23 protein-coding genes are annotated in these 16527 nt (G+C 69.9%); 11 read left to right on the top strand and 12 right to left on the bottom strand.

The window, feature by feature from the left end; translation table 11 throughout:
• Positions 1-10 precede the first annotated feature (10 nt).
• From EYW40_RS05150 to EYW40_RS05135, 4 genes are all read left to right on the top strand, one after another.
• Positions 11-805 carry a 2-amino-3,7-dideoxy-D-threo-hept-6-ulosonate synthase gene (locus EYW40_RS05150; protein ID WP_135820523.1) on the top strand — a complete coding sequence of 265 codons (795 nt, stop codon included), beginning with the start codon at positions 11-13 and terminating at the stop codon, positions 803-805.
• 50 nt (positions 806-855) lie between these two features.
• Positions 856-1632, top strand: a complete 777-nt coding sequence (locus tag EYW40_RS05145; RefSeq protein ID WP_135820522.1) for an SDR family NAD(P)-dependent oxidoreductase — start codon at positions 856-858, stop codon at positions 1630-1632.
• Positions 1633-1699: 67 nt separating this feature from the next.
• A complete protein-coding gene (locus EYW40_RS05140) occupies positions 1700-2449 on the top strand; it encodes a class I SAM-dependent methyltransferase (protein WP_135820521.1) in 750 nt (249 codons plus the stop codon).
• A 66-nt stretch (positions 2450-2515) separates the two neighbouring features.
• Positions 2516-3691: a 3-dehydroquinate synthase II gene (locus EYW40_RS05135; protein WP_135820520.1), complete on the top strand. Its 1176-nt coding sequence runs from the start codon at positions 2516-2518 to the stop codon at positions 3689-3691.
• A 75-nt stretch (positions 3692-3766) separates the two neighbouring features.
• Here EYW40_RS05135 and EYW40_RS05130 read toward each other — a convergent pair whose 3' ends face one another.
• The 3 genes from EYW40_RS05130 to engB form a co-directional block, all read right to left on the bottom strand.
• The gene (locus EYW40_RS05130; RefSeq protein WP_135820519.1) at positions 3767-4171 is read right to left on the bottom strand and encodes a zinc ribbon domain-containing protein; all 405 of its coding nucleotides are present in this window, start codon (positions 4169-4171) and stop codon (positions 3767-3769) included.
• Positions 4172-4200: 29 nt separating this feature from the next.
• Entirely contained in the window at positions 4201-4884 is a 684-nt protein-coding gene (locus EYW40_RS05125) for a type I 3-dehydroquinate dehydratase (RefSeq protein WP_135820518.1), read from the bottom strand.
• Positions 4885-5175: 291 nt separating this feature from the next.
• On the bottom strand, positions 5176-5793 hold the full coding sequence (engB, locus tag EYW40_RS05120) for a GTP-binding protein EngB (RefSeq protein ID WP_135820517.1): 618 nt from the start codon (positions 5791-5793) through the stop codon (positions 5176-5178).
• A gap of 129 nt (positions 5794-5922) precedes the next feature.
• Here engB and EYW40_RS05115 point away from each other — a divergent pair, with 129 nt between their 5' ends.
• Together EYW40_RS05115 and EYW40_RS05110 are read left to right on the top strand one after the other, a co-directional pair.
• A complete protein-coding gene (locus EYW40_RS05115; RefSeq protein ID WP_135820516.1) occupies positions 5923-7293 on the top strand; it encodes a TIGR00341 family protein in 1371 nt (456 codons plus the stop codon).
• Positions 7294-7383: 90 nt separating this feature from the next.
• On the top strand, positions 7384-8154 hold the full coding sequence (locus EYW40_RS05110) for an SIMPL domain-containing protein (protein ID WP_135820515.1): 771 nt from the start codon (positions 7384-7386) through the stop codon (positions 8152-8154).
• Between the two features lie 43 nt (positions 8155-8197).
• On the opposite strand, the gene EYW40_RS05105 is transcribed toward EYW40_RS05110, so the two are convergent.
• Positions 8198-9157: an NOG1 family protein gene (locus EYW40_RS05105; RefSeq protein ID WP_135820514.1), complete on the bottom strand. Its 960-nt coding sequence runs from the start codon at positions 9155-9157 to the stop codon at positions 8198-8200.
• A 153-nt stretch (positions 9158-9310) separates the two neighbouring features.
• Here EYW40_RS05105 and EYW40_RS05100 point away from each other — a divergent pair, with 153 nt between their 5' ends.
• Entirely contained in the window at positions 9311-9667 is a 357-nt protein-coding gene (locus tag EYW40_RS05100) for a DUF5518 domain-containing protein (protein WP_135820513.1), read from the top strand.
• 146 nt (positions 9668-9813) lie between these two features.
• Here EYW40_RS05100 and EYW40_RS05095 read toward each other — a convergent pair whose 3' ends face one another.
• Positions 9814-11220: a hypothetical protein gene (locus EYW40_RS05095; RefSeq protein ID WP_135820512.1), complete on the bottom strand. Its 1407-nt coding sequence runs from the start codon at positions 11218-11220 to the stop codon at positions 9814-9816.
• Between the two features lie 162 nt (positions 11221-11382).
• On the opposite strand from EYW40_RS05095, the gene EYW40_RS05090 reads away from it, so the two are divergent.
• Positions 11383-11814: a hypothetical protein gene (locus EYW40_RS05090; RefSeq protein WP_135820511.1), complete on the top strand. Its 432-nt coding sequence runs from the start codon at positions 11383-11385 to the stop codon at positions 11812-11814.
• Between the two features lie 79 nt (positions 11815-11893).
• On the opposite strand, the gene hisE is transcribed toward EYW40_RS05090, so the two are convergent.
• From hisE to EYW40_RS05070, 4 genes are read right to left on the bottom strand one after another with little or no spacing between them, the layout of a single operon-like run.
• Positions 11894-12211, bottom strand: coding sequence for a phosphoribosyl-ATP diphosphatase (gene hisE / locus EYW40_RS05085; RefSeq protein WP_135820510.1), 318 nt, complete (start codon positions 12209-12211; stop codon positions 11894-11896).
• Entirely contained in the window at positions 12208-12657 is a 450-nt protein-coding gene (locus EYW40_RS05080; protein WP_135820509.1) for a bifunctional nuclease family protein, read from the bottom strand. The genes hisE and EYW40_RS05080 overlap by 4 nt, the downstream gene beginning before the upstream one ends.
• 34 nt (positions 12658-12691) lie before the next feature.
• Positions 12692-13288 (bottom strand): pyridoxal 5'-phosphate synthase glutaminase subunit PdxT, encoded by a 597-nt coding sequence (gene pdxT, locus EYW40_RS05075; RefSeq protein WP_135820508.1) that lies wholly within the window; start codon positions 13286-13288, stop codon positions 12692-12694.
• 49 nt (positions 13289-13337) lie between these two features.
• Positions 13338-13499: a preprotein translocase subunit Sec61beta gene (locus EYW40_RS05070; RefSeq protein WP_135820507.1), complete on the bottom strand. Its 162-nt coding sequence runs from the start codon at positions 13497-13499 to the stop codon at positions 13338-13340.
• A 117-nt stretch (positions 13500-13616) separates the two neighbouring features.
• On the opposite strand from EYW40_RS05070, the gene EYW40_RS05065 reads away from it, so the two are divergent.
• From EYW40_RS05065 to EYW40_RS05055, 3 genes are all read left to right on the top strand, one after another.
• Complete coding sequence (locus EYW40_RS05065; protein WP_135820506.1) at positions 13617-13886, top strand: thioredoxin family protein; 270 nt, start codon at positions 13617-13619, stop codon at positions 13884-13886.
• A 138-nt stretch (positions 13887-14024) separates the two neighbouring features.
• The gene (locus EYW40_RS05060) at positions 14025-14237 is read left to right on the top strand and encodes a hypothetical protein (protein WP_135820505.1); all 213 of its coding nucleotides are present in this window, start codon (positions 14025-14027) and stop codon (positions 14235-14237) included.
• Between the two features lie 52 nt (positions 14238-14289).
• A complete protein-coding gene (locus EYW40_RS05055; RefSeq protein ID WP_135820504.1) occupies positions 14290-14799 on the top strand; it encodes an SHOCT domain-containing protein in 510 nt (169 codons plus the stop codon).
• 31 nt (positions 14800-14830) lie between these two features.
• Here the strand turns inward: EYW40_RS05055 and npdG are convergent, their stop codons facing one another.
• Genes npdG through EYW40_RS05040 form a run of 3 tightly spaced genes read right to left on the bottom strand, consistent with a single transcriptional unit; the run spans position 14831 to position 16500 of the window.
• Positions 14831-15499 carry an NADPH-dependent F420 reductase gene (npdG, locus tag EYW40_RS05050; RefSeq protein WP_135820503.1) on the bottom strand — a complete coding sequence of 223 codons (669 nt, stop codon included), beginning with the start codon at positions 15497-15499 and terminating at the stop codon, positions 14831-14833.
• Positions 15500-15523: 24 nt separating this feature from the next.
• On the bottom strand, positions 15524-16126 hold the full coding sequence (locus EYW40_RS05045) for a hypothetical protein (RefSeq protein ID WP_135820502.1): 603 nt from the start codon (positions 16124-16126) through the stop codon (positions 15524-15526).
• Positions 16126-16500, bottom strand: coding sequence for a hypothetical protein (locus tag EYW40_RS05040; protein ID WP_135820501.1), 375 nt, complete (start codon positions 16498-16500; stop codon positions 16126-16128). The genes EYW40_RS05045 and EYW40_RS05040 overlap by 1 nt, the downstream gene beginning before the upstream one ends.
• Between the last annotated feature and the right edge of the window lie 27 nt (positions 16501-16527).

Below are 16527 nucleotides of genomic sequence, written 5' to 3'. Positions count from 1 at the left end.
TTCACACACTATGACAACCGGTACCGAGGCGCGACTCGAACGGATCGGCACAGGGGGGCGATACGTCATCGTCCCGATGGACCACGGCCTCACGATGGGGGCCGTGAAGGGGCTCGCCGACATCGAATCGACCATCGACGCGGTGACCCGGGGCGGCGCGGACGCCGTCCTCACGCAGAAGGGGATCGCCCCCCGCGTCCACGACAACAAGAACGGGCAGGGCTACGTCGTCCACCTCAACGGCTCGACGACGATCGGCCCCGACGAGCAGGACAAGCGCCTCACCGGCACCGTCGAGGAGGCCGTCCGGGCCGGCGCGGACGCCGTCTCCTTCCACATCAACGTCGGCAGCGACTACGAGCCCGACCAGCTCTCCCAGCTCGCCGAGGTGACCGCCGAGGCCGACCGCCTCGGCATGCCCGTCCTCGCGATGGCGTACGCCCGCGGCCCCGGCGTCGACTCGACGGACCCCGAGTCGCTCGGGCACGCGGTCCGGCTGGCCGAGGAACTGGGCGCGGACGTCGTCAAGACGGGGTACAGCGGCGACGCGGCGAGCTTCGAGCGCGTCGTCGAGGCGACGCGCCTCCCGGTCGTCATCGCGGGCGGGAGCAAGGGCACCGACCGCGAGACGCTGTCGATGGTCCGCGGCGTGATGGACGCGGGCGGCGCGGGCGTCTCGATGGGTCGCTCCATCTTCCAGCACGACGACCCCGGTGCGATCGCGGCGGCCGTCGCCGCCGTCGTCCACGACGACGCGAGCGCCGACGAGGCGCTCGAAGTGTCCGGCCTCGCCGTCGAGGCCTGACCCCGGTCGAGCCGCTACTGTTTTCTCGGCGTTTCCCGTACGTCGGGGGTATGGGAGACGCGACGTTCGACTTCGAGGACGAGACCGTGATCGTCACCGGCGGCAGTTCCGGCATCGGCCGCGCCATCGCGACGGCGTTCGGCGAGGCCGGCGCGACGGTGGTCGTCGCCGACCTCCGCGAGGAGCCCAAGGACGTGGACGCCGACCTGCCGACCCACGAGGCCATCGAGGACGCCGGCGGGCGCGCGGAGTTCGTCGAGACCGACGTGTCCGACCCCGACGAGATGCGCTCGGTCGTCGAGGCGGCCCGCGAGTTCGGCGGCGTGGACGTGATGGTGAACAACGCGGGCATCTTCGGCGGCGGGTCGATCCTCGAAACCGACCCCGACACGCTGGACAGCCTGCTCGGCGTGAACGTCCGCGGCGTGTTCGTCGGCTGCCAGGCCGCCGCCGAGGACATGCTGGAGCGCGACGACCCCGGCGCGATCGTCAACACGGCGTCGATCAGTTCGAACCTCGCCCAGCACGGGCAGGTCGCCTACGACACCTCGAAGGGCGCGGTCCGGATGATCACCCGCGGCGCGGCGCTGGAACTGGCCGACCGGGGCATCCGCGTCAACGGCGTCGCGCCCGGGCAGATCGCCACCGAAATCTCCGAGGGCTGGACCGAGGAGGCCGAGGAAGGCGAGTTCCTCAAGCCCGTCCCGCAGGGCCGCGCGGGGCGGCCCACGGACGTGGCGGGGGCCACGCTGTTCCTCGCCAGCGACGCGGCAGGCTACACGACCGGCGAACTGGTCCACGTCGACGGCGGCTGGCAGGTCTGCTGAGAGCGGCGCGTGGTACTGAGTGGCACGCCCCCGAAACGGCTTTCTCGGCGGTCCTGCATCCGCCCGTATGGACGACCCCGACCACGGCTACCGCGGCGAGCAGGTCGCGTTCTACGACCGACTGGTAGGCGAGCGCGGCGACGCGGCGTTCTACCGCGACCGGGCGCTGGCGGCCGACGGGCCGGCGCTGGAACTCGCCTGCGGCACCGGGCGGGTGTACCTGGAACTGCTCCGGGCGGGCGTCGACGCGGACGGCCTCGACGCCTCCGCCGACGCGCTCGACCGCCTCCGGGGGAAGGCGACCGAGGCCGGCCTCGACCCCGACGTGTGGCGGGCCGACATGGCGTCGTTCGCGGCCGACCGCGCGTACGGCCTCGTCTACTGCCCGTTCAACGCGCTCCAGTTCTGCCGGACGATAGCGGAGCAGGAGGCCCTCCTCCGGCGGGCCCACGACGCGCTCGCCTCCGGCGGCGAGTTCGCCTTCGACGTCTTCGTCCCGGGGTTCGACGTGATCAGCGCGGAGTACGGCGAGTGGCAATCCGAGTCGGTCGAGTTCCGGGGCGAACCGCACGAGTTCCGGCGGCGCACCCGGATCTCGGACGAGGTGGCTCAGGAGATCCGCGTCGAGGACGAACTGTACGACGCGGACGGCGAGCGGGTGTTTTCGGAGTCGCGCCGCCTGAAACTGCTCCCGAAGCGCGAGGTGGAACTGCTGGTCCACCGCTCGCCGTTCGCGGAGTGGTCGGTCGCGGGCGGCTTCGACGGGTCGCCCCTCGAGGACGGCGACGACGTGCAGGTCTGGACGCTGCGGACGTGACGGCGCCCGCTGGCTAACGGTGACGGTTCCGCCACGTTCATGGCCGCCCCATTCGAGCGTTAGGACATGACACGATCGGTGTGGCTCAAGGCCGACGGGAGCGTCGGCGACTGGGAGGCGCGGCGGCGACGGATCACGGCCGGGCTGGAGTCCGGCGTGGACTGGGTGCTGGTCGACGACCACGACGTGGAGCGCGTCCGCGAACTGGGCGACGTGAACGTCGCGGCGTTCGTCACCGGCGGCGACGTGGACGTGATAGACGACCCGGAGAGCGAGGGGGGCGCGACCGCCGACGCCTACGTCGTCGGCAAGGAGGGCGAGGGAGACGGAACGGTCGACCTGCCCAACGACTTCTCCGGGTCGGCGGACCTCTCGACGCTCCGGCGCGACGACGAGCGGGCCGACGGCGCGTACGTCCGCATCTTCGACGAGGACTACGAGGCGTTCGCCGAGGCGGCGGCCGCCGAGGCCGACTACACCATCGTCGTCGGCGAGGACTGGACGATCATCCCGCTGGAGAACCTCATCGCCCGGATCGGCTCGGAGACGGAACTGATCGCCGGCGTCACGACCGCCGAGGAGGCCCAGACCGCCTACGAGACGCTCGAACTCGGGGCCGACGCCGTCCTGCTGGACAGCGACGACCCCGACGAGATCCGCGAGACGGTCGCGGTCCGCGACGAGGCCGAGCGCGAGACGCTTTCCCTGGAGTCGGCGACGGTGCTGACGGTCGAGCGCGCCGGCAGCGCCGACCGCGTCTGCGTCGACACGGGGAGCCTGCTGGACCACGACGAGGGGATGCTCGTCGGGTCGATGTCGCGGGGACTGGTGTTCGTCCACGCCGAGACCGCCGAGTCGCCGTACGTCGCCTCGCGCCCGTTCCGGGTCAACGCCGGCGCGGTCCACGCGTACGTCCGGACGCCCGACGGCGGCACGAAGTACCTCTCGGAACTGCGAAGCGGCGACGAGGTGCAGGTCGTCGACACCGACGGCAACACCCGCGAGGCGGTCGTCGGCCGGGCGAAGATAGAGCAACGCCCCATGTTTCGGGTGGAACTGGAGGCCGACAACGGCGACCGCTTCGAGACGCTGATCCAGAACGCCGAGACGGTGAAAGTCGCCACGGAGGACGGCCGCACCGCCGTCACCGAACTGGCGGAGGGCGACCGCGTGCGGGTGTACTACGAGGACACCGCGCGCCACTTCGGCGAGGCCGTCGAGGAGAGCATCATCGAGAAGTGAGGCGGACCGCCGCACCCGTCCCGGTAGTTGCCGACTCGGGCGGCAACGGCCGGAACTGAGGACAGCGGACGAACGTTACGTCGCCGGGCCCTCGGCCTCGTCGGCCGGTTCGCCGATCCGGCTCGTACACCAGTGACAGAAGTCCAGTTCCTCGTCGATCTCGTTCCCGCAGTTGGGGCAGTGGACCGCGTCGGGGTCGTAGTTGGCCTGCCGGACGGAGATGACGAACGCGTCGATGGCCGCAAACAGCGTCACCGACAGCAGGACGAACGTCTCGGTCCGGGACATCGCCTCGACGGTCGCGGTGGCGCGCTCTATCACCGTCCCGGACGTCGCCGGTTCGGGCATCAGAAGTGCCGACGCGGAGATCGAGAGGGCGGCCCACAGCAGCGCCCGGACCCACTGCCGCAGGTAGGCGTGGCCGAGACCGGGGAACAGAACGGAGAGGCCGACCGCGAGTGCCGACCGTAAGCGGGACATACTGACGCGACCTTGACAGCGCCCGGCCGTTAAGCTTCGGGTTTCGAACGCAAACGCTCGACCAGGTCCCGGAGCGTCGCGAGGTCGTACTGGCCCGGCGCGGTCGCCTCGTCGGGGTCGACGGGCGCGTAGCCGATCCGCGAGCCGTACACCGGCGCGACGGCACGGGAGTGGCGGCCCGGTTCGCCCATCGCCATCGTTGCGACGGTCTCGCCGCGCGCGCTGAACTCGCGGGTGAGCATCAACACGGTGAGCACGTCCGCCGGGTCGGTCGCCGTCACGGCCAGTTTGCCGACGTCGGCGTTGTCGACGGCGTCGGCCAGCATGTCCCGCAGTTCGTCGGCCGCGGGCGTGCCGTCGAAGTCGTGCATGGAGGCGATCGCCGCCGCGTCGTGCTCGCGCGCGTGGTCGACGACGCCGCTCCCGCCGCCGTGCCGGATGGCGTTCAGCTCCACGTCGACGGCCTCGACGGCGTCGTGCTCGGCGGCTTCGGCGAGGTCGTCGAGCCGGCCGGCGTCGCCCGCCTCGCCGCCCTCCCACTCCGCGCGGTTGGTGGCGATGAGCGGCAGCACGCCGTCGTAGGCCGCAAGCTGGTCCAGCGGGTCGTCGGCGAGGTCCATCCGGAACTCGACGGCGTCGGCGTGCTCCCGGGCGGCGGGTTCGTCGTCCAGGTCGGCGGTGGCCGCCGCCAGGACGAACGAGTCGAAGTTCATACGGACGAATGGTGCGGGCGGGCCAAAAAAGGGCGGTTCGCGCCGGCCGGCCGGCGACGAACCGACGCAACTGTCCCACCCGACGGGGCCGGGCGGGACCGCTCCGCCCGCGGAGCGTGTCCCGATTCGGGGAAGGGCAGGCCGTAGCGTCACAGCATCCGCGAGCGAAGCGAGCGGTTCACCGCGGTCGAGCGGAGCGAGGCCGCGGCCTTTTTGATCGACATTTTTGCCGGGAGGGTGCCCGCAGCGGGCCGAAGGTCCGTGAGGACACCCGACCGGGAAAAAGGTCGCCTAGAAGAACTTGAACAGGTCGTCCCGTTCGGCCTCGTGGAGGTGGTGGCGTATCGCCTCGTTCAGCGCGTCGATGTCGCCCTTCTTCGCGGAGATGGGGGCGACCGACTCCTGCCACTGCTGCCACGGCGGGTAGAGGCCGAACCGGTCACAGATGGCGTCGAGGCGCTCGTCGCGGTCGTCGACCTTGTCCATCTTGTTGACGGCGATGACCGTCGGGATGCCCAGGTCCTGCAGGAAGCCGTACATGTCGATGACGTACGGCACCTCGTCCTCGCCGGAGTGGCGGTCGATGATGTCGACGGCGCTCTTGCCGTCCAGCACGAGCACGGCGACGAGGACGTTGTCCGCGCGGTCCTCCAGGTAGCGGACGATGCCGTCCTTCGTCGCCTCGCGCTGTTCCTCGGAGACGCCGGACATGAAGCCGAAGCCGGGGAGGTCGGTGAGCACGAAGTCCTCGGGGGCCCAGTCGTAGTGGTTCGGCGAGCGCGTGACGCCGGGCTTGCGGCCGGTGTCGAACGTGTGGCCCGTGATCTCCCGCATCAGCGTCGACTTCCCGACGTTCGACCGGCCGACGAAGGCGACCTCGGCGTCGCGGTCGGGGCGCTCCTCGAACATGGTCGCCGGTAGCGCTCGCCCGGGGTTAAGGGTGCCGTCTCGGGGTGCGGGGCGGCGTCCCGGCCGGGGGCCGCGCAGCCGAGGCGTAGGCACGGGGGTTTATTCCCCCGCGGGCACGAACCGCCGCCCGTGCGCCTCGTAGAGGTCATGATCCCGGCGGGCAAGCGCGAAGCCGTCCTGCGCGAACTGGACGACGAGGGGATCGACTACGCCGTCACGGACGAGACGAGCAGCCGCGAGTACACCGCGGTCGTCACGTTCCCCCTGCCGCGCAACGCCGTCGAACCGGTGCTGGACCGCCTCCGGGAGATCGGGATCGACGACGACAGCTACACGATCATCATCGACGCCCGGACGGTCGTCTCGAACCGGTTCGAGAAGCTACAGGAGCGCTACGCCGACGAGGAGCAGTCGGACCAGCGCATCGCCCGCGAGGAGATCCGGACGGAGGCGTCCGACCTGATGCCGGACCTCCGGACGTACCTGACGCTGGCGGTCGTGAGCGCCGTCGTCGCGACGGCCGGACTGCTCGTCGACTCGCCGGCGGTCGTCGTCGGGTCGATGGTGATCGCGCCCGTGCTCGGCCCGGCGATGGCGACGAGCGTCGGCACCGTCGTCAACGACGAGGATCTGTTCCGGCAGGGGGTCAAGTACCAGGTCGTCGGCTTCAGCGTCGCCGTCATCTCGGCGACGGTCTTCGCCGTGCTGGTGAAGTCGCTGTATCTCGTGCCGCCCGGGCTGGACGTGCTCGGACTCGGGCAGGTACAGGGCCGGCTCTCGCCGGACTTCCTCTCGCTGGCCGTGGCGCTCGGCGGCGGGATCGCCGGCGCGATTAGCCTCTCGGGGGGCGTCTCGGCGGCGCTCGTGGGCGTGATGATCGCCGCGGCGCTCATCCCGCCGGTCGCGGCGGTCGGGATCGGCGTCGCGTGGGGGCTGCCCGACATCGTGCTCGGCGCGGGCGTGCTGGTGCTGGTGAACCTGTTTTCGATCAACCTCGCCGCGCTGGCGGTGCTCCGGTACATGGGCTACCGGCCGGAGCAGTGGTTCGAGGCCGACGAGGCCCGGTCGAAGACGCTCCGGCGGCTCGGGACGCTCGTCCTCGCGCTGGTCGTCCTCTCGGGCTTTCTCGCCGGGGTGACGGTCACCTCGTTCCAGACGGCGACCAGCGACCGGGTGATCCGCGACGAGGTAAACGCCGTCCTCTCCGAGGAGCCCTACGGGAACGCCACGCTGATCGACGTGACGATCGAGCGGTCCGGCGGCCCGGTCGGCACGCAGGCCGAGCGGGTGACCGTCACTGTCGGCCGGCCGGTCGACGAGCAACAGCCGGGGCTCGCCGACCGGATCAGGGAACGGGTGGAGAACCGGACCGGGAACGACGTCGCCGTGCAGGTGCAGTTCGTCTCCGTCCAGAACGCCGAGGGGTCGACGCGGCTGGCGGAGCGGGACGGACTCCGGGAGCGACCTGGGGCAGCGCTCGGACGCACCGCGCCGGCGTAGCGGCGACGGGACCCGGCGTCCCCCGATAGCTCAAACGGCCGTTTCACATTCCGTGAGCTACTTTCTGTCGGGTGTCGCAGATACGCCCGCATGTCACGAAAGATCATCGCAACGCTCGCCGTCGCGACGCTGCTCGTCACGGCGGGCTGTCTGGGAGCTATCGGGGACTCGTCGGCGGACACGCCGACCACGGCGGCCGACGACGGTGCCGACACTGCGGACCGCGGCCACGACGACGGCCGAACGGTCCAGGTGCGGGCGAACGGCGAAGTGACGGCCGACCCCGACCGGGCGATCCTCGACGTCGCCGTGCGGGCGACGGCCGACGATCCCGAGACCGCACGGGAGCGACTCAGTGCGAACGTCTCGACGATGCGGGCGGCGCTGGCCGAGATCGGCATCGAGGACGACCAGGTCGAGACCGGCCACTACGTCATCCGGCAGGACCGGGAGTCCCGCCGGAACGACGACGTGACCCGTTACGTCGCGATCCACTCCTTCGAGGTCGAAACCGACGACGTCGACGGCGTCGGCTCCGTCATCGAGACGGCCGTGAACAACGGCGCGACCGACGTGAACCAGGTACAGTTCACCCTCTCCGAGGAGGCGCGGAGCGACCTCCGCGCGGACGCGCTGACGGCCGCCATGGAGAACGCGCGGGCTGACGCCGACGTCCTCGCGGAGAACGCGAACCTCTCGATCGCGGGGGTCTCAGCCGTGTCGACCGGCTCGGTCGACGTGCGGCCCTACCACGCCGAGGCGATGACCGCCGCGGCCGACGCCGGCGGCACGAACGTCGAGTCCGGCCCGGTCACCGTCTCCGCGCAGGTGCAGGTGACGTACAACGCGACCGCGGCCTGACGACCGCGGACCGCCCGCGGGTCGTTCGCGACCCCGCGGGGGCCTACCCGTCGAACGGCAGTTCGGGCTCGTAGCCGATCGCCTCGACCGCCGCGTCGAGCACGCCCTCGACGTTCTCGCCCTCCGCGACGCTCATGTAGTGGTCGGCCTCCACGTCCCGCGAGCGGTCGGCCTTGTTACAGACCGTCAGCACGGGGACGGCCTCGAAGTCGCCCTCGACCGCGTCCCGCAGTTCCAACTGGGCGTCGAGCGGGTAGCCGCAGTCGCCGCTCGCGTCGACGAGAAAGAGGACGCAGTCGGCGAGGTGCTCCAGGGCCGAGATGGCCTGGGACTCGATGTCGTTTCGCTCGTCGGCCGGCCGGTCGAGCAGTCCCGGCGTGTCGACGATCTGGTAGCGGATGCGGTCCCGGTGGAAGTGGCCGACGCCGATCCCCTTCGTCGTGAACGGGTACGACGCCGTCTCGCCGCGGGCGTTGGTCACGCCGTTGACGAACGACGACTTCCCGACGTTGGGGTAGCCCGCGACGACGATGGTCGGCTCGTCGGGGTCGATATCCGGGAGTTTCCGGAGCTGCTCGCGGGCGTCGCCGAGGCGGGCGAGGTCGTCCTCGACCTCCTCGACCACGTCCGCCATGCGGGCGAACGCCTGCTTTCGGACCTTGCGGGCGGTGTCCGTGTCGCCCCGCAGCCGGCCTTGGTACTCCCCGCGGATCTCGGCGACCTTGCGGCTCGCCCAGGTCACCTCCGAGAGGCTCTGTCTGACCTCGTCCACGTCGACCAGCGCGTGGGCGAGTTCGTAGTAGAACGGGTCGACCTCGTCGAAGTCGGGCCACGCCGTCGTGACGTTCTGCAGGTTGTCCGAGAGGATGTTCGACGCCGTCTGGAGCATCGACTGCTGGGCCTCGAAGCCGCTCTTGGCCCGGCCCGCCCGCGCCGCCCGCGAGAACGCCTTGTCGATGAGCTCCTCCGACGTGGGCGTCGTCGGGAGGTCCTCGAAAATCATGTCCGTCCATAGACCGCCACCGGGTAAAAGCGCGCGGATCCGGCCCTCTCGCCTGCGGCTGTGGCGAGCCCGACGCTCGGCGGCCCCGAAGCTCCGGCGGCGACCCGACGGACCGCAGGAAGGCACTTACCCGTCGGCGGCCTACCTCCGGGCATGAACTGGCGCGCCGTCGGCATCGGCTTCGCGGTGGAACTCGTCCTGGGACTGTTCGCGTTCGCGCTCCCGGGCGTCGGCCACGCGGCCGCCGGGCTGGTCGGCGGGTTCGTCGCGGGCTACATCGCCGGCGGCGGCCTCCTGCGCGGCGCGTGGCACGGGCTGGTCGCCGGGGGCCTGGGCGGGATCCTGATCGCCGTCGCGCTCGGCGTCGGCGCGGGGACCGTCGGCACCGTCGCCCTCGGTCCGCTCGGGCCGCTGGTCGGCGGGACCGTCTTCCTCGTCGCGCTGTTCGTGGCGCTGCTGATGGCGATAGACAGCGCGATAGCGGGCGCGGTCGGCGGCCTGCTCGGCTAGGACGCTGTTCGAGCGGGGTGATCGCCGGACGAGGCCGTCAGCATCGGTGGACGCATCCGACGCAGTGACCGAGGCGATCACCCGACTCGTTGGATTGGAAACCCGGCCCGGAGAACCCGCCAACCCGAACGCCGGGGCGAGCCGATTCAGTCCTCGTAGGTGATCGAGTTGTCGCTTACCTTCACCCACTGGGAGTTCTCCGGGTCGGCCCGGTAGAGCCCCTCCGGCATGCCGTCGACATCCCCGTCGGCATAGATGACCTTGCCCGGCGTATCCGGGTTCCGGCTATCCGCGCCGTGAACCCGGGCGCTCGGGAAGATCACGCACTCCTCACCGAAACGGGGCTCCTGATCGAACCGCCCGAAATCGTGAACCCCGGCCCGGCTCCTGCGGCCGTCGTCCCAGACCATCAACGCGGGAAGGCTCTTGTACCGGTCGGCGTACTCGACGAGCGTGTCGACGGCGTCCTGCCCGCGGGGGTTGATCAGCAGGGGCGGCGTCCCGACCGAGTCCCGCACCCGGTACCCGATATCGGCGACGTCCTCGCTGCCACCGTCCTCGATCTTCGGGCCGACGAACGTCGTCCCGTTGAACTTCCCGCCGAAGTCGTACAGTACGACCTCGTCGGCCACGTCGTAACTCGCGGCGAACGCGTCGGTGTTCTGGACGACGCTCCAGGAGAAGTTCGCGCCGTCACGCCATCGGAACGCCGTCCGTTTTGCGTTCAGCACCTTGAGGTTCCGAATGTAGTTCCCCTCGAAGCTGTTGGTACCCGACCCGCCCGTTGCCGCGGCCGGCACGAAGTCCATCCCGATGTCGACGCCGGCGAAGTGGCCGGTGAAGACGTTCGATTCGCAGAACATCCCCCGGTTCTCGACTCGAACCCCCGTCGCGGTCTTGTCGCTGTTGGTGAAGTCGATCACCAGTTCGGGCTCGATTTCGGCGAAGTTGGTGTCGACCATCCGCAGCCATCCCGCGGGGTCGTCCCCGGTCGCCCGCCAGTGGCCGCCGCGCAGTTCGAAGAAGTCCCCGCGGTTGAGCTGTCCGTACTCGGCGGGTTCGTAGACGGTTTCGATGGCCCAGCCGTTGCCGGTGTACTCGACCATCGTCATCCCCCGGAACCGGAGGGTGACCCCACCTGCGCCGTTGAGGTTGACCGTCACCGTGTCGTGCCACTGCCAGGGGTTACCGTCCGTCCGCGGGGTTACGACGACTGTCCCGCCGGCCGGGATGGCGTCGATGGCGTTGCGGACCTTCGCCGAGAGGTCATCTCCCGGCATCGCGGCGGCGTAGACGGTTCCGTGGACGTCGCGGGGGGCCAGGGTCGCGCCCCCTGCCCCGTCGCCCGAATGATCGTGGGGACGGAGCGGTTGCTCGTCGGCTGTCTGGGAGTCCGTGGTCTCCGCGGCCTCGGTGTCGGTGAGTGCGTCCCGCGGGGTTTCGCTGGTCGTCCGGGTCGGTGTGCCGTCCGTCTCGTTACACCCTGCGAGGCCGGTGAGCGTCGCTACGACCCCGCCGAGGTAGGATCGCCGCTTGAGGCGGTCCCAATCCATGACTCCTGTTTGTGACGGTATGTATTAATAATTACCTGTCGTAATTATGTTTGGACCAAAGATCGGGATTGCTAACCGCTCAGGGGTGAATACTCTATTTTTCACACCTGATAAACGGAATTCTGAAACAAGTTTCAATGCATTCCCCCCCTACTGACCTGTATGGGAATTATCGATTTCATACTGGGAAACCACCCGGATTACAGCTATCCGTCGATCGAAGGGTCAATCAGGCCGTTTGTCATCGAAAACTGGACGACGCTCGAACGTGACGGCGATAAGATACACTCGCTGGAAGTGAACGGAGAGAAGAGCAAATTGATCTCGGTAGATTCGTCGTTTCCGGATGGACAACGGCCAGTTGAACTGTTTCCGGAAGCCGACGGAAACAAATTGAAGGTTGTGTTCAACTGCCCCGCCGAAGAGATCGAAATCCGAGGCGGAGTCTCAGAGGAATCTGTCATCGCGGCGGACAATGGGAACATCTCCGACAGGATGGTTGAATTCGGTGATGAGCAGGAACGAGCGGAAGTCGTGGTGCAGCAGGACTGTATCCTACGGGTGAACTCCGTCAGATTTCACCTGAAGTTTTGAGCGATCCTTTTTTCACACGTGTCTATCGCCCATCAAGTCCCACCGTCGGAGAACGACTGGTTGCCGACTGATCGACGCGCTACCGCCGCTCTTCCAGCGCCGCCCGCAGATCCGCCACGTCCATGTCCTTCATCGACAGCAACACGAGCAGGTGGTAGACGATGTCGGCGCTCTCGTGGGCGATCTCATCGTGGTCGTCGTCCTTGGCCGCGAGGACGAGTTCGGTGCTTTCCTCGCCCAGTTTCTCCAGCACCTCGTTTTCCCCCTTCTCGCTGGTAAACAGCGAGGCGGTGTAGGAGTCCTCGGGCAGGCGCTCCTTGCGGTCCTCGATGACGGCGAACAGTTCGTCTATCACGTCGTCCGCGTCGTCGGTGTCGGGTCGCGCGTCGCCGCTCATGCGAGTTCCGCCACCTCCCGGATGTCGTCGAGGTCGTCGAACTCCTCGCGGGGCTGGCGGCCGCTCTCGAACACCGACTCGTCGACGCTGACCGGCGCGTTCGTCCGGGCGGCGAGCGCCAGCGAGTCGCTGGGTCGCGCGTCGACGGTCGCCTCGCCGCGGGGCGTCTCGATCGCGAGGTCGGCGATGTAGGTGCCGTCCTCGACCGCGCTGACGGTGACCCGGTCGACGCGGCCGCCAAGCTCCTCGACCACGTCGAGCAGCAGGTCGTGGGTCAGCGGCCGGCCGATGTCCTCGGCGTCGAGGCCGCGCGCGATGCTCGCCGCCTCGTCGAACCCGATGAAGATCGGGAGCACGTCGGGCTCGTCCTCGACGGCGAGCACGGCGACGGGTACCGGCCCGTCGGGCGTCCCGGCGACGCGGACGGCGTCGATTGTCGCGTCCATATTCGACCCTCGGCCCGCAGGGAGAAAAGTTCCCTTACTGCGTCGCCGGCGTCTCCGCGAAGAAGGCGAGTTCGTGGATCCGGTCGTCCTCGGTCAGTTCCGGGTGGAAGGACGTGCCGACGACCGGGCCGTCACGTACCGCCACCGGGCGGCCGTCCCACTCGGCCAGCACCTCGGCCTCGCCGACGTCGGCGATGACCGGCGCGCGGATGAACACCGCGGGGAACGGCTCGTCGAGGCCGTCCACGGCAAGCGGGGCCTCAAAGCTGTCCTTCTGCCGGCCGAAGGCGTTGCGCTGGACGGTCACGTCGACGAGGTCCAGCGTCTCCACCCGGTCGTCGCCGGCGTCCGTCGCGGCGACGATCAGCCCCGCGCAGGTCGCCAGCACGGGCTTGCCGGCGGCGACGTGGTCGCGTATCTCGGCGGCGATCCCCTCGTCGTGGAGCAGGCGGGAGATGGTGGTCGACTCCCCGCCCGGCATGAGGAGCACGTCGCAGTCGGGGACGACCCCGGCGTCCCGGATCTCCACTACGTCGGCCTCGCGGCCGCGGCGCTCGGCGGCGCGGCAAACGGCGTCGGCGTGTTCGCTCACGTCGCCCTGGACGGCGACGACTCCGGCGGTAAGCGTCATCGACCCCCGCTACGTGCCCCGAGTAAAAAACCCGCTCGGCCGGCGGCCGTCACCCGATGATCGACAGCACCTGGACCACGACCCCGAAGAGGACGCCGAAGGCGACGACGGTCTTCGGGTCGATGGTGATGGCGTTCCGGTCTTCCGCGTCGAAGTAGCGGACGAGCCCCGCACTGGACATCAGCCCGCCGCTGTTCTCTCCGCTGCTCATACCCGGCTATCCGCATCGCCAGTGGGTAAACCTTTCGCACCGCTCCGGCCGTGTCGGCCCGGTACACGAGTGGGAAACCCTTATGCGCGACGCGGGGCTACTCACGGCGAGCGCAGCATGACTGTAACACTCAAGGACTTCTACGCCGACTGGTGTGGCCCCTGCAAGACGCAGGACCCCATCCTCGAGGAGCTAGAGGAGGACTGGGAGGGCCGGTTCGAGGTCGAGAAGATAAACGTCGACGAGAAACAGGACGTGGCAAACGAGTACCAGGTCCGCTCGCTCCCGACGCTCATCGTCGAGAACGACGACGGCATCGTCGAGCGGTTCGTCGGCGTCACCCAGCGCGACGACATCGAGTCCGCGCTGGAGAACGCCGGGGCCTGAGGCGGCCAACTCCGCGACGCCCCGACCGCCGCCCCGGGTGCGGGACGGCCCGTCCCCTCGGGTCGTCAGTTCGGCGACCGTTCTCGGTTATCAATAATTGTTGCGTATTTTATGTAGTCGGACGGCCAACGGTCGACTATGGCCGACACGACCTTCGAGACGGTCGATACGATGCTGGAGAGCGTCCAGTCGGACGTGGACGACCCCGAGCTTTGCTTCAAGCTCCGGACCGCTCGCCAGCTGCTCGTCTTCCTCGAGGAGCGCTACGCCGTCGGTCGGGAGGCCCTGGAGGACGCCGACTTCGACGACGAGACGCTCGACTCGCTCCGCCAACTGGGCTATCTGGAGTGACGGGTCGGCAGGCTCCCACACGTTTAACTCCGTCCGGGGCCGACCCGCGGCCATGGTCTCCCGTCATTGGCTCTACTTCGGCGGGTTCGTCGTCTCCGGGATCCTGCTGGTCGGCGTCGGGCTGCTGGGGGCGATAGACGCGCTGTCGGTGCTCTCCGGGGGCGCATACTACGGCGAGGAGTTCGTGCTGTTGGCGATGCTCGCGGCGGCGGCCGAGTGGGTCGCGGCCGGGGTCGTCCTCGGCCTGTTCGCCGCCGTGTTTCTCGCTGCCACCGTCGTCTCCGTCCTCCGGAACGCGTCGGTCCCCCGGAGCGACCGGCTGGTCGCCGTCGTCGAGTGGCTCGAACGCGAGTACCCCGTCCTCCGGCGGATCGACGCCTCCGACCGGGTCGCACCCACCGCCGAGGACCGCCGCCAGCGCCTCCGGGAACGGTACGTCGAGGGCGAACTGAGCGAACGCGAGTTCGAACGCGAACTGGAGCGGGTGCTTGACGAGGGGTCGGACGGCGGGTCGCGGTCGGGGAGCGACACGACCGTCGAGTTTGAGCGCCGCTCGAAGTGAGTGCCGGCCCGTGCGGGTCGCCCCGCTCCGGTCACTTGAATTCGACGCCCACGTCGTGCATCCCGTCGTTGTGCCGGGCGATGTTGATGAGCAGCGGCGTCACGCTCTCGACTTCGGCGGCGTTGGCGACGGGGCCGGCGTCCAGCGCCCGAATGCCCTCGATCCCCTCCGCGAGCATCGTGACCGTCTCCTTCGCGCCGTCGTCGTCGCCGACGACCAGCGTGTCGACGTCGAGTTCGACGTCCAGGTTGGCGAGGCGGTCCGCCGCGAGGTTGTGGAACGCGCCGACGACCCGGACGTCGTCGGGGGCGGCCTCGGCGGCGACGGCCGTCACGCTGCCCGCGCCCGGCCGGTGGTAGTGCATCCCGTCCCCGTCGCCTTTCATGCCGACGGCGGGCGAGACGAGGACCGCGTCGTCGTCCAGCCGGTCGGCGACGGCCTCGACGGTGTCGGAGACGTGGTACGGCGGGACGGCGGCGACGACCACGTCCGCGCGGTCGGCGGCCATCCCGTTCTCGAACCCCTTGATCTCGCAGTCGACGCCGCGGCTGTCGAGTTCGGTCTCGTACTCCTCGGCCTTGGTCCGGGCCTTCTCCGGGTCGCGCGAGCCGATCAGTACCTCGTGGGCGGTGTCGTACGCCCAGCGGAGCGCGAGTCCCTGCCCGATGTCGCCGGTGCCGCCGAGTAGTGCGATTCGCATACGCGCACGTCGGACGCTCGGGGATTAAGCGTTGGGAGTCCGGCCGGCGTCGCCGCCCCCGCCATCCTCCCGTTCGCTCTCCGCCCCCGCCGAGCGGGCCGCCAGCGCGACGCCGACCGCCTGCGCGAACAGGAACCCCGCGGCCACCGCGACCCGGGAGAGCGTCAGGCCGAGCGTGGCCGCGGCCACGAAGCCGACCAGGACGGCGGCGAGCCAGCCGCCGACCAGCCGCTCGAAGACGCGGCCGTCGAGCCCGAGGCGGTCGAGTCCGCCGTAGAACGCCAGCCACGCCGCGACCGGCGTCAGCGCCCAGACCGTCGCCGGGAGGACGAGGTCGGCGGGGAGGTCGAGCAGCCGGTCCAGCGCCGCCAGCGTCGGGAGGGATCCGTACGGGAGATACAGCACCAGTAGCCAGAAGAAGCCGGTCGCGCCGTCGCGGTCCGCGCCGAGGCGGTCGTACCCCCCGTCGTCGAGCCACGACGCGAGGGCCCAGACGGCGAGCGCGCCGCCCGTCGCGACGGCCGCCGTCGGGAGGCCGGCCTCCGCGGGGACGCCGACCAGCGCACCCGTCACGGCCAGCAGGTAGCACCCGCTGGCGAACGTCGCCAGCCAGGTCCAGTCGGGCATCAGACCGCCCGCCGGATGCGGTCGTAGCCGCCGTAGTACGCTAGCCACGTGGCGAAGAGGAACACGACGGCGAAGGCGACGCTGCGGGCGGTGAACGCGACCCCGTCGGGGGCCGCCCGTTCGACCATCCACAGGAGGGGCGTGCTGAGCAGTATCGTCCCCCAGAACAGCGTCAGGTCCCCCGGGCGGTCGCCGTCCTGGCCGATCGACCGCCCCAGGATCCGGGAGACGATCGGGTAGGCGACGACGAAGGCGATGGCGGCCACGAGGAGGAACGCCGCGGCGTTGCCGGCGACTGACACGCCGACGACGCTCGCGACCAGCAGCGAGAGGGCGACGGTCCAGGCGCGCCGTTCGAGCGTAGCGCGGTCCATACCCCGGGCTTGGGGGCCGGGGCCGGA

The organism is Halostella litorea, assembly GCF_004785955.1.
Lineage (GTDB): Archaea > Halobacteriota > Halobacteria > Halobacteriales > Natronoarchaeaceae > Halostella > Halostella litorea.
The sequence above is the reverse complement of the archived record's forward strand: the minus strand, read 5'-3'. Positions and strand labels throughout refer to the sequence as shown.

What these genes read in the sequence shown, in the direction of transcription:
- EYW40_RS05150 (WP_135820523.1), top strand. Translation starts at nt 11, where the DNA reads ATGACAACCGGTACCGAGGCGCGACTCGAACGGATCGGCACAGGGGGG.
- EYW40_RS05145 (WP_135820522.1), top strand. Translation starts at nt 856, where the DNA reads ATGGGAGACGCGACGTTCGACTTCGAGGACGAGACCGTGATCGTCACC.
- EYW40_RS05140 (WP_135820521.1), top strand. Translation starts at nt 1,700, where the DNA reads ATGGACGACCCCGACCACGGCTACCGCGGCGAGCAGGTCGCGTTCTAC.
- EYW40_RS05135 (WP_135820520.1), top strand. Translation starts at nt 2,516, where the DNA reads ATGACACGATCGGTGTGGCTCAAGGCCGACGGGAGCGTCGGCGACTGG.
- EYW40_RS05130 (WP_135820519.1), bottom strand. Translation starts at nt 4,171, where the DNA reads ATGTCCCGCTTACGGTCGGCACTCGCGGTCGGCCTCTCCGTTCTGTTC.
- EYW40_RS05125 (WP_135820518.1), bottom strand. Translation starts at nt 4,884, where the DNA reads ATGAACTTCGACTCGTTCGTCCTGGCGGCGGCCACCGCCGACCTGGAC.
- engB (WP_135820517.1), bottom strand. Translation starts at nt 5,793, where the DNA reads ATGTTCGAGGAGCGCCCCGACCGCGACGCCGAGGTCGCCTTCGTCGGC.
- EYW40_RS05110 (WP_135820515.1), top strand. Translation starts at nt 7,384, where the DNA reads ATGTCACGAAAGATCATCGCAACGCTCGCCGTCGCGACGCTGCTCGTC.
- EYW40_RS05105 (WP_135820514.1), bottom strand. Translation starts at nt 9,157, where the DNA reads ATGATTTTCGAGGACCTCCCGACGACGCCCACGTCGGAGGAGCTCATC.
- EYW40_RS05100 (WP_135820513.1), top strand. Translation starts at nt 9,311, where the DNA reads ATGAACTGGCGCGCCGTCGGCATCGGCTTCGCGGTGGAACTCGTCCTG.
- EYW40_RS05095 (WP_135820512.1), bottom strand. Translation starts at nt 11,220, where the DNA reads ATGGATTGGGACCGCCTCAAGCGGCGATCCTACCTCGGCGGGGTCGTA.
- EYW40_RS05090 (WP_135820511.1), top strand. Translation starts at nt 11,383, where the DNA reads ATGGGAATTATCGATTTCATACTGGGAAACCACCCGGATTACAGCTAT.
- hisE (WP_135820510.1), bottom strand. Translation starts at nt 12,211, where the DNA reads ATGAGCGGCGACGCGCGACCCGACACCGACGACGCGGACGACGTGATA.
- EYW40_RS05080 (WP_135820509.1), bottom strand. Translation starts at nt 12,657, where the DNA reads ATGGACGCGACAATCGACGCCGTCCGCGTCGCCGGGACGCCCGACGGG.
- pdxT (WP_135820508.1), bottom strand. Translation starts at nt 13,288, where the DNA reads ATGACGCTTACCGCCGGAGTCGTCGCCGTCCAGGGCGACGTGAGCGAA.
- EYW40_RS05070 (WP_135820507.1), bottom strand. Translation starts at nt 13,499, where the DNA reads ATGAGCAGCGGAGAGAACAGCGGCGGGCTGATGTCCAGTGCGGGGCTC.
- EYW40_RS05065 (WP_135820506.1), top strand. Translation starts at nt 13,617, where the DNA reads ATGACTGTAACACTCAAGGACTTCTACGCCGACTGGTGTGGCCCCTGC.
- EYW40_RS05060 (WP_135820505.1), top strand. Translation starts at nt 14,025, where the DNA reads ATGGCCGACACGACCTTCGAGACGGTCGATACGATGCTGGAGAGCGTC.
- EYW40_RS05055 (WP_135820504.1), top strand. Translation starts at nt 14,290, where the DNA reads ATGGTCTCCCGTCATTGGCTCTACTTCGGCGGGTTCGTCGTCTCCGGG.
- npdG (WP_135820503.1), bottom strand. Translation starts at nt 15,499, where the DNA reads ATGCGAATCGCACTACTCGGCGGCACCGGCGACATCGGGCAGGGACTC.
- EYW40_RS05045 (WP_135820502.1), bottom strand. Translation starts at nt 16,126, where the DNA reads ATGCCCGACTGGACCTGGCTGGCGACGTTCGCCAGCGGGTGCTACCTG.
- EYW40_RS05040 (WP_135820501.1), bottom strand. Translation starts at nt 16,500, where the DNA reads ATGGACCGCGCTACGCTCGAACGGCGCGCCTGGACCGTCGCCCTCTCG.